The organism is Marinicella pacifica, from assembly GCF_014636635.1.
In the GTDB taxonomy this organism is placed as follows: Bacteria; Pseudomonadota; Gammaproteobacteria; order Xanthomonadales; family Marinicellaceae; genus Marinicella; species Marinicella pacifica.
The window spans coordinates 16,736-32,675 of the sequence record NZ_BMEO01000001.1 but is presented as its reverse complement, the minus strand read 5'-3'; the positions used below and the strand labels follow the sequence as shown (position 1 = coordinate 32,675).

General features: G+C 43.7%; 10 protein-coding genes. 7 read left to right on the top strand and 3 right to left on the bottom strand.

What is annotated here, in order from left to right:
* Window positions 1–37 precede the first annotated feature (37 nt).
* The 3 genes from IEV16_RS00170 (at window position 38) to IEV16_RS00160 (ending at window position 4,751) form a co-directional block, all read left to right on the top strand.
* Window positions 38–604: a LemA family protein gene (locus IEV16_RS00170; RefSeq protein ID WP_229728193.1), complete on the top strand. Its 567-nt coding sequence runs from the start codon at window positions 38–40 to the stop codon at window positions 602–604.
* Complete coding sequence (locus IEV16_RS00165) at window positions 573–2,429, top strand: DUF2207 domain-containing protein (protein ID WP_188363642.1); 1,857 nt, start codon at window positions 573–575, stop codon at window positions 2,427–2,429. Before IEV16_RS00170 ends, IEV16_RS00165 begins: the two co-directional genes overlap by 32 nt.
* Before the next feature lie 72 nt (window positions 2,430–2,501).
* Window positions 2,502–4,751 (top strand): AsmA family protein, encoded by a 2,250-nt coding sequence (locus IEV16_RS00160; RefSeq protein WP_188363641.1) that lies wholly within the window; start codon window positions 2,502–2,504, stop codon window positions 4,749–4,751.
* Between the two features lie 21 nt (window positions 4,752–4,772).
* Here the strand turns inward: IEV16_RS00160 and uvrB are convergent, their stop codons facing one another.
* Window positions 4,773–6,794 (bottom strand): excinuclease ABC subunit UvrB, encoded by a 2,022-nt coding sequence (gene uvrB, locus IEV16_RS00155; protein ID WP_188363640.1) that lies wholly within the window; start codon window positions 6,792–6,794, stop codon window positions 4,773–4,775.
* Between the two features lie 130 nt (window positions 6,795–6,924).
* Between uvrB and IEV16_RS00150 the strand changes: the two genes are divergently transcribed.
* Both IEV16_RS00150 and IEV16_RS00145 read left to right on the top strand, forming a co-directional pair.
* Window positions 6,925–8,436 (top strand): S10 family peptidase, encoded by a 1,512-nt coding sequence (locus IEV16_RS00150; protein WP_188363639.1) that lies wholly within the window; start codon window positions 6,925–6,927, stop codon window positions 8,434–8,436.
* Window positions 8,437–8,445: 9 nt separating this feature from the next.
* Window positions 8,446–10,620, top strand: coding sequence for an FG-GAP repeat domain-containing protein (locus IEV16_RS00145; protein ID WP_188363638.1), 2,175 nt, complete (start codon window positions 8,446–8,448; stop codon window positions 10,618–10,620).
* A 3-nt stretch (window positions 10,621–10,623) separates the two neighbouring features.
* Here IEV16_RS00145 and IEV16_RS00140 read toward each other — a convergent pair whose 3' ends face one another.
* Together IEV16_RS00140 and truD are read right to left on the bottom strand one after the other, a co-directional pair.
* The gene (locus IEV16_RS00140; protein WP_188363637.1) at window positions 10,624–11,835 is read right to left on the bottom strand and encodes a Dol-P-Glc:Glc(2)Man(9)GlcNAc(2)-PP-Dol alpha-1,2-glucosyltransferase; all 1,212 of its coding nucleotides are present in this window, start codon (window positions 11,833–11,835) and stop codon (window positions 10,624–10,626) included.
* Window positions 11,836–11,899: 64 nt separating this feature from the next.
* Window positions 11,900–12,955: a tRNA pseudouridine(13) synthase TruD gene (gene truD, locus IEV16_RS00135; protein ID WP_188363636.1), complete on the bottom strand. Its 1,056-nt coding sequence runs from the start codon at window positions 12,953–12,955 to the stop codon at window positions 11,900–11,902.
* A 143-nt stretch (window positions 12,956–13,098) separates the two neighbouring features.
* Between truD and IEV16_RS13335 the strand changes: the two genes are divergently transcribed.
* Window positions 13,099–13,278, top strand: coding sequence for an FG-GAP repeat protein (locus tag IEV16_RS13335; protein WP_268234384.1), 180 nt, complete (start codon window positions 13,099–13,101; stop codon window positions 13,276–13,278).
* A 328-nt stretch (window positions 13,279–13,606) separates the two neighbouring features.
* Complete coding sequence (locus IEV16_RS00125; protein ID WP_188363635.1) at window positions 13,607–15,910, top strand: winged helix-turn-helix domain-containing protein; 2,304 nt, start codon at window positions 13,607–13,609, stop codon at window positions 15,908–15,910.
* The last annotated feature ends 30 nt before the right edge of the window (window positions 15,911–15,940 follow it).

Here is a 15,940-nt window from a genome sequence, read left to right as displayed (position 1 = left end):
GCGGTTATAATCAATGGGTTATTTAAGCGGAGAGTTCATGCGAACCATGAGTGTATTGATTATATTAGGTTTGGTGGTGGCGGCCGTTGTCGTCTGGGCAGTGGGTTTATACAACCAATTGGTGAAAAAGAAAAACCATGTGGAAGACGGCTGGAGTGGTATTGATGTGCAGTTGAAGCGGCGCTATGACCTGATTCCCAATCTGGTGAAAGTGGTACAGCAATATGCCCAACATGAAGAACAGACGCTGAAAAAAGTCATCCAGTTACGCAACCAGGCCAAACAGGCGGACAACCCAAGTCAACAAATCCAGCAAGAACAAAAACTCTCCCAGGCTCTGTCCGGACTGATGGTACAGGTGGAAGCCTATCCTGATTTAAAAGCCAACACCAACTTTCTCGATTTGCAGCAACAATTGCAACAAATCGAAACTGACATCCAATACGCCCGACGTTATTACAATGGCGCGGTGCGTGAATACAACACCCTGGTGCAATCTTTCCCGTCAAATATCATTGCCCAAAAATATGATTTCAGAGAAGCTGAATACTTTGAGATAGAAGATCCGGTTCATGCCGAAAACCCTGATATCGCCTTTGACTAATATGTTTTATCGCCTGTTTTTTGTTGTCGCCATTTTATTATCGGCGGCGGCACCGGCTGCAGAAAAAATTGTCTCGTTTCACAGTGACATCACCCTACACGTAGATGGAAAGGTTGAAGTGGTGGAGACCATTCAAGTCAATGTTGAGCACAATAAAATCAGACGCGGTATTTTCAGAGATTTTCCGACCATTTATAAAACAGCCTGGCTGACCAAATCCACCGTCGGTTTTGAAGTCAAAAGAGTATTACGCAACGGACAGCCTGAACCTTACCACACCGACCCCTTGGCCGGTGGGATGCGGGTTTATATTGGTGATAAAAACCGATTGGTACCCCGTGGGCTGCAAACCTATACCATTGCTTACCGTACCAATCGGCAAATGGCCTTTTTAGACACGCATGATCGATTTGCCTGGAATGTCACCGGCAACGGCTGGAACTTTGTCATTGAACAAGCCACCGCGGTTATTCACTTACCTGATGAAGTACCCACCGCAGCGATTATGGATCAGGAGGCCTGGACCGGCTTTGCCGGGGAAACCGGCGCTGATTACCGCACTGAAATTAAGCCACAAACAATTTTAATCACCAGTACACAGGCGTTGCGTCCTTATCAGGGATTGACTGTTCGAATTGAGTTTGTCAAAGGGTTTTTCGTTAACACGCGTTCGGCTTTCATGGATTTTTTGGCAGACAATTTATTTTGGCTGTTAATGGTTATTACCTTTTTTAGTTTAATGGTATTTTACTGGATGGCCTGGGATCGGGTCGGCCGCGATCCGGAACCGGGTGTTATTATGCCACGCTTTTACCCGCCGAATGGGATGTCGCCGGCGGCCATGCGTTATGTATTGGATGAGAAAGCCGATGGTAAGAGTTTTACTGCCGCCATTATTAACTTAGCGGTGAAAGGTTATATAAAACTGGCTAAAAAGTCCTCTGGTTATCAAATTACACGTCTGGACAGTGAACCCAAAGAAGCAGCCTCTAAAGGTGAGCAGTTGGTGCTGCAAAAATTACTTCGCAACCAACAATCCATGGTAATTGACAAAAAATACAACAGCAAAGTCAAAACGGCACAAGCGGGCTTGACGGCCAAAATCAAACAGGAATACAAAGAAAAATGTTTTAAAAACAACTGGGTGTATGCCTTTATCGGCATGGGTATCAGTGTTTTGGTGATGTTGGCCATGTTACTGCATCATAACCCCGGAAATCGCAGTGCCTTTGGTGTCATGGGGCAAATTGTTTTTTTTGCGCTGGTGATGTTCTTTATTTTCAAATCTAAACCTCTGGGCTGGATACCGGCGATTGGTGTGTTTATTGTCATGTCGAACCTGAACTTATCGGTGGAACTGTTTGTTATGCTGGGTTTTTTGATTGTGGTTAATGGGGTGTTTATTTATTTACTGAAAGCCCCCACGCCCTTTGGACGTGAATTAATGGACAAGATTGAAGGTTTTAAATTGTATTTGTCCACCGCAGAACAAAATCGCTTAGAGATTATGCACCCACCGCAAATGACCCCTGAATTGTTTGAAAAATATTTACCTTTTGCGCTGGCGCTCGGTGTTGAAAACCAATGGTCTGAACAGTTTGCCGACTATTTAAAACAAGCTGCCCTGGATCCGCAGGAATACCAGCCCACCTGGTACAGCGGACACCGCTTCGATTTAACCGGATCAGGCAGTCGCAGCTTCGGCGCCATTTCAAGCGGTATGGCCAGTACCTTATCAGCGGCATCAACCCCGCCTTCCTCTTCTTCCGGAGGCGGTGGATTTTCCGGCGGCGGCGGTGGTGGCGGCGGCGGTGGCGGCTGGTAAATATAATTCACTTTTCATACTATTTTAATGCCGGGCATGTTACATTAATTCTTTTAAAATCTATTGTTTAGCATGAGAAAGTTGTTTAAATGGTTGATTGGTTTAATCGTCATTGTGGCCTTACTGTTGGTGCTGGCGGTGTTATTATTGCCGGTATTTTTTGATCCCAACGACCACAAGCCGGAGATTCAGCAAGCGGTACAAAATCAAATCGGCCGAGAAGTCAGTTTAAACGGTCCCATCGGCTGGTCGGTGTTTCCCTGGGTTGCCATAGAACTGAACGATGTGACTGTGGTCAACGAGCAAGGCTTTTCCGGTAACAGTTTAGCGGATATCGGTACGTTATCGGCGCGGGTTAAATTACTGCCTCTGCTAAAAAAGGATATTCAGGTGGATACTGTTGAACTGAAACAACCCAATATTCATTTACAGGTGGCCAAATCCGGTCGAACGAACTGGCAGTCGATACTGGATCATCTGGCTGGTGGTGAAGATAAATCAGAATCTGATAAACTATCCAATATTAACATTAACATTGAAGGCATTATGGTTTCAGACGGTTCACTGAATTACCGGGATTCCGCCGCCGGATCGACACTTCAACTGTCTGATTTAAATTTTTCCAGCACCGCCATTACCGCCAATAAACCCGCTGATATGTCCTTAACAGCACAATTAGAGATGGTGGAAAGTAAACTATCTGCAGATTTATCCACTGATTTTGTGGTGAATCACCTGTTATCAGATCAGGCGATGGTGGTGGACATTGAATCGCTGGCCTTAGCGGGTGAAATGGATGGTATACCGCTTAAAGTCAGAACCCAAAAAGGTGGCCAGTTAGATTTAGGTCAGGACAGATTAAATATCCCTGAAATCAATATCGAGTATGCCAATATAAGCTTAAAGACACCGCTTACAGGGACAAATATAAGCAGTCAGAGAGCACTTTATTCCGGTCAAGTCACCATCAGTTCATTTAATGTCGATGAATTTTTACAACAATTAGGCGGTGGCTTGGATAACAAAGCCGGCAATCAACTCAGCGCTTCAACAGACTGGTCAATGCAAGGACAGGCGTTGACCTTGAATAACATCAAAGCCCAACTGGATGACAGTGCATTGACGGGTCAGGTGAGTATCTCTGATTTAGAACGTCTGACCGGTGATTTTAATTTACACCTTAATCACATTAATCTGGACGATTATTTGCCGCAAACGGAATCTGAGTCAACAGCGCAAGACAGCAACACGGCGGTAGACTTTGGTCATTTGAACGGAGAAATCACCATTGATCGCTTAACAGCCATGGGGACCAGTTTAGATACTATTAAATTACATATGACCACCCGTGGCAGTGAATTATCGTTGCGGCCGCTGACCGCTGTTTTCTATCAAGGTCTGCTCAAAACTGAGTTAACGTTGGCACCGGACAAAGCCACGGATAAACTGGTGATTAAACACCGTATGCAGGACGTTCAGGCCGGCCCCTTAATCACGGATATAATCGGTGAAGAATTTCTCAGTGGTTTGGGTCAATTACAGGCCGATATCCGGATTGACCAACCCTTTGCCGCCGAACCGCTGCGCACCGCTAATGGCCATGTATCCTATCACCTCAGTGATGGTGAAATTCAGGGCATTGATGTGGTGCAAATGGTGCAAAAGGCGCTGAGCTTATTGAATAAAACCGAAGCCGCCGAAGCCAACCAAGCCTTAGAAACTGAATTTGGTTCCATGGCGCTGGAAGCTGATGTGGTGAATGGTGTGCTCAAAACCAGTCAGTTGTCGCTGCAGTCGCCGTATTTTAATCTAATCGGAGATGTAGAAATTAATCTGGTCGAGCAGTCCATTAAAGGCACCATTCAGCCGATGCTAACCAACATTCCTGAAGGTGTTTTAGACAGTCGCTTTGAGCGCTTACTTAATCACCGCATTCCGGTGAGCTTATCTGGCTCAATGCTGTCGCCAAAAATTGGTATCGATGTCAAACAGCTGTTAATCAACACCCAAAAAGAAAAAATCGACGCCAAGAAAGAAGAATTGAAACAGGATTTGTTTGATTCGTTGTTGGGTAATGATAAAAAATCTGAAGAAAAGCCGACTCAATCAGACGAACCGGCAGCGGAAGATGATCGTGATCAAAAAGCTGAAGACTCAGCTGAAAAAGAAACACAAGAGGCGCCCAAAGAAGACAGTAAAGACCGCTTGAAACGGGAATTGCTCGAAGGTTTGTTTAAAAAGTCCAAAAAAGAGCCTGATCCTGAGCCGGACCCGGAACCAGAACCTCAACCGGAACCCACGCCTGATTTGGGTGTAATCTGAATTTGTTAAAACCTGAACGTATTAAAACACGGCTGCTTTAATACGTTCTATCTCATCCCGCATATCCGCGGCTTTTTCAAACTCCAGATCGGCGGCATATTGTTTCATTTGTTTCTCAAGTTTTTGCAGTAACTGACTGACATCCTTGGCTTTGTCGGGATTATAGTGTGGTTTGTTTTCAGCGACTTTTAACAGGTCTTGGGGGTGACTTTGTTCATACACCGCCTGTAAATCATGAATCTTACGTTTCACTGATTGGGGTGTTATGTTGTGTTTTTCGTTGAAGGTAACTTGAATCTCACGCCGTCGCTCGGTTTCATCGATGGCCTGTTGCATGGCTGCAGTCACAGTATCACCGTATAAAATGGCCTTGCCGTTAACATTGCGGCTGGCACGCCCGATGGTTTGGATCAGTGAGCTGGCTGAACGCAGAAAGCCCTGTTTATCGGCGTCTAAAATAGCCACCAAAGACACTTCCGGCATATCCAGCCCTTCGCGTAACAGGTTAATACCCACCAGCACATCAAACACACCCTGACGCAAATCCCGAATAATCTCGACCCGTTCCACGGTGGCAATTTCACTGTGTAAATAACGCACCTTGATACCTTGTTCGGCCAGATACTCAGTCAGATCTTCACTCATGCGCTTGGTAAGTGTTGTGACCAGTACCCGCTCATTGATTTTGACCCGTTGATTGATTTCAGACAACAAGTCATCCACCTGGGTGGCCACCGGTCTGACCTCAATTTGCGGGTCGACCAGTCCGGTGGGTCGTACAATTTGCTCCACAATCTGCGCCTGGTGTTCGGCTTCATATTTGCTTGGAGTGGCAGAGACAAACACCATTCGCGGTGTCCTTTCTTCCCATTCTTTAAATTTTAACGGCCGGTTATCCAGGGCACTGGGTAAGCGAAAGCCAAAATTAACCAGGCTTTCCTTGCGCGAGCGATCGCCTTTGTACATGGCACCAATTTGCGGGATGGTGACGTGAGACTCATCAATCACCAACAAGGCATCGGCCGGTAAGTAATCAAACAGGCAGGGTGGAGGATGACCCGGCGGTAAGCCGGTTAAATGCCGTGAATAATTCTCAATCCCCGAGCAATACCCCAATTCCTGCATCATCTCCAGATCATACAAAGTGCGTTGTTCTAACCGTTGGGCTTCCACCAGTTTATTCTGGTCATACAACACCTTAAGGCGTTCTTTTAATTCAATTTTGATGTTTTCAATCGCATTCAGCACCCGTTCTCGCGGGGTGGCATAGTGAGAGGTCGGGAAAATATTAATCTGTTCTTCACGGCTGATGCTGTGCCCGGTGAGCGGGTCAAAATAATGCAATGAATCGATCTCATCGTCAAATAATTCAATCCGCACCGCTTCACGCTCGGAATCTGCCGGAAACACATCAATCACTTCGCCCCGTACCCGGAACGTGCCGCGTTCTAAGATCAGGTCATTTCGGGTGTATTGCATCTCCGCCAGACGCCGCAATAAGGTGCGCTGATCGATGCGTTCACCCACGGTTAACGACACCAGCATTTGCAGGTAAGACTGCGGATCGCCCAAACCATATATGGCGGACACGGTGGCCACAATAATCACGTCCTTGCGTTCCATTAACGCTTTGGTGGCTGATAAACGCATTTGCTCGATGTATTCATTGATTGAAGCGTCTTTTTCAATGTATAAATCCGAGGCCGGAATATAGGCTTCCGGCTGGTAATAATCGTAGTACGAGACAAAATATTCCACCGCATTATCGGGAAAGAATTCTTTAAATTCCGTGTATAACTGCGCTGCCAGGGTTTTATTGTGCGCCATAATCATGGTGGTTTTCTGCACCTTTTGAATCATATGCGCCACAGTAAAGGTTTTACCTGATCCGGTGACACCCAAAAGTGTCTGGCCTTTTAAACCATCTTCAAAACCTTCGGCCAGTTTTTCAATGGCTTGCGGCTGATCACCTGCCGGTTCGAAGGGGCTGTTAATTTTAAACGGCTTGGCTGATTTTTTGATTTGTAAGTTGACGATGTCCATGGGACTTATGATAGCGGATAATTGATATTGATTGTAGTTTCTATGTATGGGGGTGATGGGTAAAAAAATCACTGCAAACTGAATTTATTTGGGTTAAATTAAAATGGTTTAAAATAATAATGCTTATCCCATGAAAAAATCAGTTTTAATCCTGTGTTTATTTGTCTTTGTTTCCTTACACGCTGAAAAGAATGATGACCAGAATTTTGGCCGCAGCATCGATGTTGAATCCAAAGTTGTTACCGAAAATAAGGTTCGCATTAAAGGCCAGACCGTGCCCTATACCGCCACCACCGGGACCCAGCCTGTGTGGAATGAAGACGGTGAGGTGACCGCCACCTTGTTTTACACCTATTATCAACGCAGTGATATTAAAGACAATGCCAATCGGCCGATTATTGTGTCCTTTAACGGCGGTCCGGGTTCGGCGTCCGTGTGGATGCACATTGCCTATACCGGTCCCCGGGTGCTGAACATCGATGAAGAAGGTTATCCGATACAACCCTATGGCGTCAAAGACAACCCGTATTCGATTTTGGATGTGGCGGACATTGTCTATGTGAATCCGGTAAACACGGGTTATTCCCGCATGGTGAAGAACGAAGAAGGCAAATACCCCGATAAAAAAGATTTTTTTGGGGTGAATGCCGATATTGCTTATTTATCGGATTGGATCACCACCTTTATGTCGCGCCATAATCGTTGGCGCTCACCGAAATACATTATCGGTGAAAGTTATGGCGGTACCCGGGTGATGGGTCTGGCTGCAGCCTTACAAGATAAACAATGGATGTACCTCAACGGTGTGATTATGGTATCTCCGGCTGATTATCAGGCCATGGGCTCTGATTCGGCCATTTCCAGGGCGATTGATTTCCCTTACATGGCGGCCACCGCCTGGCACCATAAAATGCTGTCAGAAGAATTGCAAAGCCGGGATTTGACCGAGATTTTGCCTGAAGTCGAGGCTTTTGCCATCGATGAACTGATGCCGGCGCTGGCCAAAGGTGGTTTTATCAGCGATGCAGAAAGACAACAAGTGGCCGCTAAAATGGCGCGTTATTCCGGTTTAACTCAGGAAGCCATTCTGCAACGCCATTTGGTGGTCACACCACGTTTTTTCTGGAAAGAATTACTGCGTGATAAAACCGGCCAAACCATCGGTCGACTGGATTCCCGTTATTTGGGCATGGATAAATTTATCACCGGCGACAGTCCCGATTACAGCGCTGAATTGACCTCATGGTTACATTCATTCACGCCGGCGATAAATTATTACATCCGTGAAGTGCTGAACTATAAAACTGATGTACCCTACAATATGTTCGGCAATGTCCATCCCTGGGATCGAACCAATAACACCGTGCGTGAACAATTGCGTCAGGCCATGGCGCAAAATCCCTACCTGAATATTCTGGTGCAATCCGGTTACTATGACGGTGCCACCACCTATTCAGCGGCCAAATACACCATGAACCAGATTGACCCCAGTGGTGAGATGCAAGACCGCATGACCTTCAGAGGCTACCGCAGCGGCCACATGATGTACCTGCGCAAAGACGATTTAAAAAAAGCCAATGATGATATCCGTGAATTTATCGAAAAAACCAGCACCAATGGTAAATCGGCAAAGTATGAATAAATCAACAGAATGATATTTTTCCTACACAAACTTATCTCTAACCACATTATTTTTAATGTATTGATAATTGTTTGTGTTAATGGATTAGTTAATGCCCAATCCTTGCCCAATGGCTGGCAGCTTGAATATGTGCATGGACCTTCGCAGGTCGGTATTGTGGAGACCATTGCGGTGGATTTGAACCGGGATGGTTTGTTGGATGTGGTGTCGGCTTCGATTGATGATGGTCAAGTGCGGACCTATATCAATCTAAGTGATTTGCAATTTGAGCAGACCATAATCAGTGAGGACGTTTTGGGGGCTTACCGATTAACGGCAACGGATTTAAATGCCGACGGGCAAACGGACTTTTTGCTGCCTTCGATTGAAAGCCATGAAGTCATCGCATTGATTGCCGATGACCAGGCCCAGCCACACGGGTACCGAAAGCAGATTGTTGCCAGCAATGTTCAGTTGCCCACAGACGCCCAGGCAGGAGATTTTAATGGAGATGGTTTGATGGATGTGGTGAGTATATCCTTTCAAAGCGGTAGGCTAATGTTACATCAACAAAACAGCACAGGTAACTTTACATCAACTGTTTTGTCCTCTTCGCCGCAAAGCCCCAGAAAAATTGTTATTGCTGATTTTAATAATGATCAATTGGCAGATATTTTGGTGGCTTCATCCGGTGATGACAGTGTTCGTTTATTCACTAATAACGGCCATTCGGTATTCAGCGAAATATTGATCAGCGATCAACTAACCGGTGTTCGGTATATTGACGTCTGTCGGACGCCTGGCAGTCTGCTTCCCGGTTTTGTGGCCGGTGTTACCGATGCCAATCAGGTTATGCTGTTTACCAATCATGGAAATAACACCTTCAGCGGCTCCGTGATTGATGCAGATTTACCCGGTGCCGATGTGGTTCACTGTGTCAACATCGATCAGGACCCGGAGTCAGAGCTTATCAGTGTTTCTCGGTTATATGACAGCATTTACATTCAAGAACTCAGCGGCCCGCAAAATAAACGGCTTATTGCTAATCAACGTGATGGTTACATCACGGCCACGGTGGCTGATTTAAAAAATAATGGCAGACCGGTTGTTTTAACACAAGCCTATTTTGAAAATCGGAATCTAATATACACACTGGACACCAACCCGAGGGAGTATGTTATTTGGGCGCAATTTCCCGATGGTGCGGATTATTTAGAAGCCGGTGATATCGATGGTGATGGTGATACAGATCTGGTTTATTCTGCTTTTCGTGATGACAAAGTCTATTGGGCAGAAAAAAAGCACAATGGCTATCAAATCCACACCATTTATGACGCAGTGGACGGTCCCCAAAGTGTTAAATTGGTCGATATTGATGAAGATGGAGACTTAGATGTATTCACTGCCGGCGCCTGGGATGATCGTTTTTATTTTCATCAAAACCAAGGTGGTGGCGAGTTTAAAACTTTTGTGGTGACTGACAGTGCCAACAATCCGGCACGCGTGGCCGTGATGGACGTCAATGGCGACTTAAAACCGGATGTATTAACCACGTCGAGTTTAGATGACAGTCTGCGTTGGTATGATGTCAATGGCGTGCAATTTATCGAACATTTGATCGATGATCAATTGGATGGCGCCCTGGCTTTGCGTGCAGATGACATTAATGGTGATGGATTAAGTGATATTTTAGTGGGCAGTTATTTTGGTGATACCATCAGTGCTTTTTATAACCAAGGGAATGGTCAATTTTCTCGTCAGGAATTGGCAACAAATAAAGTAAAACCCAGAACGGTTATGAGTGAAGATGTGGATAATGATGGTGATACGGACATTGTTTTTAATGCCTCCTATGACAGAAAGATATGGTTGTTGGAAAACAGCAATGGCACTTATCAAGAGCACATGATTCATGAACGCAGCGAGAGTGCCAGTGACTTAACCTTGGTTGATATCAATTCAGACGGATTATTGGATGTGGTTGGAGTCAGCGACCAAAACGGTTTGATTTATATAAGTCAACAGCGATCAGATTCGGGCTTTAATTCTGACGTGTTAACGGAAGTTCCTTTTGGTGTGAGAGCGATTATTTCACTGCCTAAAACCCATACAAACTCACCCCAATTTGCGCTGGCATCCAATAAAAACAACAGCATTATGGTCATGTCACAAAGTGATTTAATATTTAAATCAGGCTTTGAGTGATATTTATAAATAAAACCAGGCCTGACTCATGCCAATATACAAAAAGAGTGAGCATATCACCATCCAGAGCAGCTGGATTTGCTCAATTTTAAAAGACCCCATCGTTCTTGAAAGCTGCCAAAAAGCCATGCCGACAATGTAATATCGCTGTTCAATCAATGGCATGGCAATCACCGATAGCGGTAAAAACACATACAGCCAGTTCCAGATAAGGGATTTGAGCTTAAGGGTGCTCATAGCCAGCACGGTATAGACGGATAAAATGTAAGCAGTGAACTGCAGCCACAGCGAATCGTTGATATGATTAAGCAGCCAATTTCTCAAAAAAATATTGAGCGCTGGGCTGTTAAAGAAGTTAGTCACTGAATAGGTTGCCATATAGACAGGCAATCCGATGACAACCAATAAAATTATCCATTTGTTTTGTCGCAACACAGACAGCACTTGTTGATACCGGCTTAATAATAAGGGCCAAAAAACCAGCCAAAAAACCACCACCATAAAATAAACATTGGTGACATTGATGGACACCTGATGAAACTCTTCAGCACCTTGAGAAATGCCGCCAGCGAGGAAAAAATACAACAAAAAACCAATAATTCCGGCCACATATAGCCATGATTTTTTGATGGCATGAAAAAATTGATGGATACTTATTTTTTTTAGGCTTTTAATCGGTAAGTGTTCAAAAAAACACACACATAAAAATAATCCCAGCCATACCAAACTGGGTTGTCGGATTAAAACAGCCAAACCGGCCAATAAAACGGTCAAACCATGATGTTTTAAACTAAATTGATGGTAGGCGCAGTAGAGTAAAGTCAGCGCTAAAATATCGGTATAAATTAATGGATAATAAGGCAGGGCGATGGGTAAAAAAAACAACTGGCATGCCAACAACCAATTAAACGCACCATTTTCATCTCTACTGACCCCGACTAATACCAAAACCATGAGTCCGGTTATGGCAAAGCTAATTAGACGAAAGTCTAAAATACTGGTTAAGTTAAACACCTGGCCCACTGAGGCATATATCTTATGAAAAGCAAGAAAAGTGGTGATATTCGGTGAACGTTCATTATCACCATTCATCAACGATAATATCTGCCCATGATGAAGACTCTCATCAACCACAAAAGTTGACGCTTGAAACATATACAAAACAATCAGGGTCATTAAACCAAGCGTTAGAAATTTGACGTGGTCTCTGGTCATGCAGGGCCAAGAATTTAATTAACTCAGAATTATAGCGTGAAGATCAGGCTAGTTTAAAGTATTCTCATTCGCACAATACAGAACTGACATCGTGTATATTGATAATTTCACGCAAAACGCAGCTGGCGTAGGCGCCTGGTTGTAATTTAAGATTCAGGTGAAGGGCATCGCCATACCATTGATGGTGAAATGCCATGGGTCGGATGCGCATTGCACGCCGGTCTTGTTTGACCCGGTGATGACCGAAACCGGGCCGGTATTCGGGTAAAGAGTTAGCAATTTGGTTTTCAAGCGCTGCGCACTGTTCGCTGCTTTGTACCTCATCTTCGCCCCAAAGCGCTGCGGTTATGTGAATATCAAAAGCCGCAATGCGTTCATTAAGCTCGGCTTGTGTGGCATCGCCGGCAGGGAACCAGGAATGGCTGCCGTCCAGTTGCACAATATCACCGGGTATCACCTGATCCCAAATTCGCCGGCGAATACGTTCAGCGACAATCAGATTGAAAATATGACTGCGGGCAGTGGAAATTAAAATGCCGCGAAGTTTCTTATTGTTGACCCGGATTTGACCGGCAAACCAATCCTTGACTTGTTGGATATTGTTTAGGCCATGACCAAAGCGCTGTGGGCCAAAGTAATTAGGTACACCGTGTTGTTTAACCAAGCGTATATTATTTTCAATCGCTGTTCGGTCACCGGTGATGTTTCTGACAACCAAATTGAATTCATTAAACTTTAATTGACCGGTTTTGATTTTAGACTGGTGCCAATGGTGTTCGAGAATTGTTACCTGATCGGGTAGTTTAGCTCTAATGAGATTAATATCCGATATCTTCGGTAATTGCACACTGAACCATTGTTGGGTGATGGCATGGCGGTCTTTCATCCCGGCAAAGCCCACTTGGCGCGCAGGCACCTGACAGGCACTGGCCAGTTGCGTGGCAACCCAAGCAGTGTTGCTATCGGTTTTCTCGATGTTAAACCACAAGTGTTCGCCACTTTCGGTGAAGTTCACTTCATGGTGCTCAATAACCTTAAAGTCTGCGGCTGATGCTCTGATATCACCTGCAGCGGTGATACTGTTAAGGGTTGGAAATAGGGTGTCGAAATGTGTTGTCATACTTGCGTGGGCTATAAAATAAAACAAGTGGCTCATTATAAGTCTTTTATAAAGGTCTCATCTTAACAACTTGTCAAAATAAATTTGCCCTTCATTATTCAACTGACGATGAAAATTATCATTATTTTGGTTAGTCGGTTAGCTTGTCCGGTGATCGGGTTTTGATTGGGGCAGTTAGAGATGATGATAATGGCATTGATTCAGGTTCAGCTTATATTTTTAACCAAAATGAATCTGGGGTTAATCTTATTTTTTGTCATGGTTTTGATGTTGTTCCAACAGATCTGATTTTCCGTGATGGATTTGAAGACCGTAATTGTTAAAGAAGTCTGAGATAGAATTGACCAAGTGTTAACGCATTTCATGGGTTATCGGTTATAAATCAAATATCTTTACTGTGTGCCATACGGCAGGCATATTTTTCATTTAATCTTCACGCTATTTATCAGGTTCAATGACGACTCGTTCCACAAAAAACTTTCTAAAATCAGCTTGATTTTTCTTGCATAAAGTATCTATTTTTACGTTGATTCAAACATTGCTCACAGGTACTGCAAATTTCTACGATCTGTATTAATCTAAGATATCTTAATAAAAATGTGTAAAATAGATTAACGATGGTTTTATTACATTTTTTGCTAAGTGGAATTTATGGGTGCTCAAACAACGCTTGAATATCAGTTCTTAAATTTTCATCTATCTCCGCATCAGCAGGCTTTATATTACAAAGGAAAAAAACAAGCCATCAACACCAAAGCCTATCATTTATTATTGGAATTTGTTGAAAACCAGGGTGAAATCTTATCGAAAGACCACTTAATCAATACGGTTTGGCAGGGTCAGGTGGTCACCGATGCCGCCTTAGCCAAGCAAGTCCTGCGATTAAGAAAAATAATAAATGACAATGATTTAGAAAATCCCATTATTGAAACACACAGAGGTGTTGGTTATCGGTTTACAGCCCAGGTAACCAGGACAAACAAACAGCCAAACCATCGACGCTTAAAAACCGGCATGTTGGTATTTACCGGCATATTGGTATTGGCTGTTATCCTATTTTGGCCAAAACATCCAGTCAATAGCATTGAACAGGCTGCGGCATCGGATGATGTTAATGTGGTGTTGATATCAAACAGTGAAAGTCCTTCACCCATAAATATCGGAACATTGAGCTACCTGGTGTCACAACTTGAACATGACACCACAATCAATGCCTTTTTCCCGCAAATTACCTGGCCGACTAAAAATAATCCACAAGAATTGGCGATTGATTTAACCGCTAAAAGCCAGCTTGATTATGCTGTTTTGGTTAACTTTTACGAACGGGGTGATCGCTTTGAAGCAGAGCTCACTTTACGTAATCAAGATTCAGTGTTATCAAAAACCACCCTGGAATCAAATCAACTGTTGAGTTTGACTCAGGATATAAGCCAGTGGATTAACCAAACACTGTCCACGGTAGAAAATGTACTGCCATCAGCAGCCAACATCCACTTGACGAATGATGATTACGCACTGCAAAGTTACATTCAGGGCATCACTGAACAACAGTTAAATCAGGATTTTTATAAAGCGAGAGAATATTTTGAGGCCGCGGTACAGAAAGACCCTCAATTTAAAACAGCCTGGGTGCAACTGGCTTATGTGAAATTAAAACTTAATCAGTTTACCGAAGCCATCAGTATTGCAGATACTTTTTTACCGCAAGCGATTGCTGATAAAGACAAGGGCTTGCAGTTTGATTTGTATTACATCAAAGCAATGGCCTATAACCACTTACAAAAACAACAAAAGGCCAAACAAAATATTGAACGTTCTATCCGGTCCATCGAAAAGAATCCAAACCCCATTCAGAAAATCCATGGGTTAAAGTCCATGGTTTTGTTGGCCTATCTGATCAATGACTGGAACATGGCTTTAACATACCTTGATGAACAATTAATACTCAGTGAAAGTTATTACCCTTTAGACCATCAGCTGGCCTCCATTTATCACAAAAAAGCGGAAGTGTATATTTTCCAAAAGCAATACGCTCAAGCTAAACAAGCCATCAATAAAGCCATTGATTATTATTCCAAAGATTTCAGCCCGGATAATATGCTGACAAGTTATACCTTATTGAACAGCATTAATCTGATTGACTCGGATTATGAACAGGGTATTCAAATTGCCAATCAAGCCGAAGCTCTTTTGGATAAAACAAATCTGCCCCACCAGGAAATGCAGTATTTGATGTACACCAGCTTGATTTTTAATTTAACCGGGCGTTTTGACCGTTCTCAAAAGTACATTGCCCGGATGGCGGAATTGGCTCAAGAGACGAACAACAAAAGGTATTATGTTTTGCTTGAAGTTGTGAAAATGCATGCTTTTTATGTGCAAAATAAATTTGTTGAAGCCTATAACCATGCCAACACCATAAAGACCACCCTTGAAAACAATTATTTACCGGAAGAAATGGCGCTGATTTATAGTTGGGTCACACTGATGTCGAGTCGCGTCTTACCACCCGAACAAGCCTTAACGTTCTACCGGGATATGATCCAGAAATTACCCTTTCTGATGGATAATTATTATTCGGATATGCAGCGCGCCAAGGGACATATTTTGGTCAGGCTTGGGCAAGTGGATGAAGGCCTGGAGATACTAAAAAAAGTGGAACAAAGCTACCGGGAAATCAACGAAAAACATGCCGCTAATTATGTTGGCTTTGAAATATTGGAAATACTTTTACAGCATCCGGAAAAAAAATACCAATCGGTGATCAACCGGCTTGATGCCAACACCGACTATGATTATCTGTTTTTTAAATTAAAAGCTCAACTTAAAGCCAGAGAATCAGACTACTTAGCTGCCGCCATGCTGATGCAAGAAAATAAACTCAAAGCCAATCAACTCTGGACGGCGCAGGATCAGTTGTTGTTGGAAGATTATATGGAAAAGAGTGGGGAGTGAGGTTAAATCTAGTTATGAATTTTTCGCCTT

Coding starts and splice junctions, on each gene's coding strand:
- IEV16_RS00170 (WP_229728193.1), top strand. CDS start 38: ATGCGAACCATGAGTGTATTGATTATATTAGGTTTGGTGGTGGCGGCC.
- IEV16_RS00165 (WP_188363642.1), top strand. CDS start 573: ATGCCGAAAACCCTGATATCGCCTTTGACTAATATGTTTTATCGCCTG.
- IEV16_RS00160 (WP_188363641.1), top strand. CDS start 2,502: ATGAGAAAGTTGTTTAAATGGTTGATTGGTTTAATCGTCATTGTGGCC.
- uvrB (WP_188363640.1), bottom strand. CDS start 6,794: ATGGACATCGTCAACTTACAAATCAAAAAATCAGCCAAGCCGTTTAAA.
- IEV16_RS00150 (WP_188363639.1), top strand. CDS start 6,925: ATGAAAAAATCAGTTTTAATCCTGTGTTTATTTGTCTTTGTTTCCTTA.
- IEV16_RS00145 (WP_188363638.1), top strand. CDS start 8,446: ATGATATTTTTCCTACACAAACTTATCTCTAACCACATTATTTTTAAT.
- IEV16_RS00140 (WP_188363637.1), bottom strand. CDS start 11,835: ATGACCAGAGACCACGTCAAATTTCTAACGCTTGGTTTAATGACCCTG.
- truD (WP_188363636.1), bottom strand. CDS start 12,955: ATGACAACACATTTCGACACCCTATTTCCAACCCTTAACAGTATCACC.
- IEV16_RS00125 (WP_188363635.1), top strand. CDS start 13,607: ATGGGTGCTCAAACAACGCTTGAATATCAGTTCTTAAATTTTCATCTA.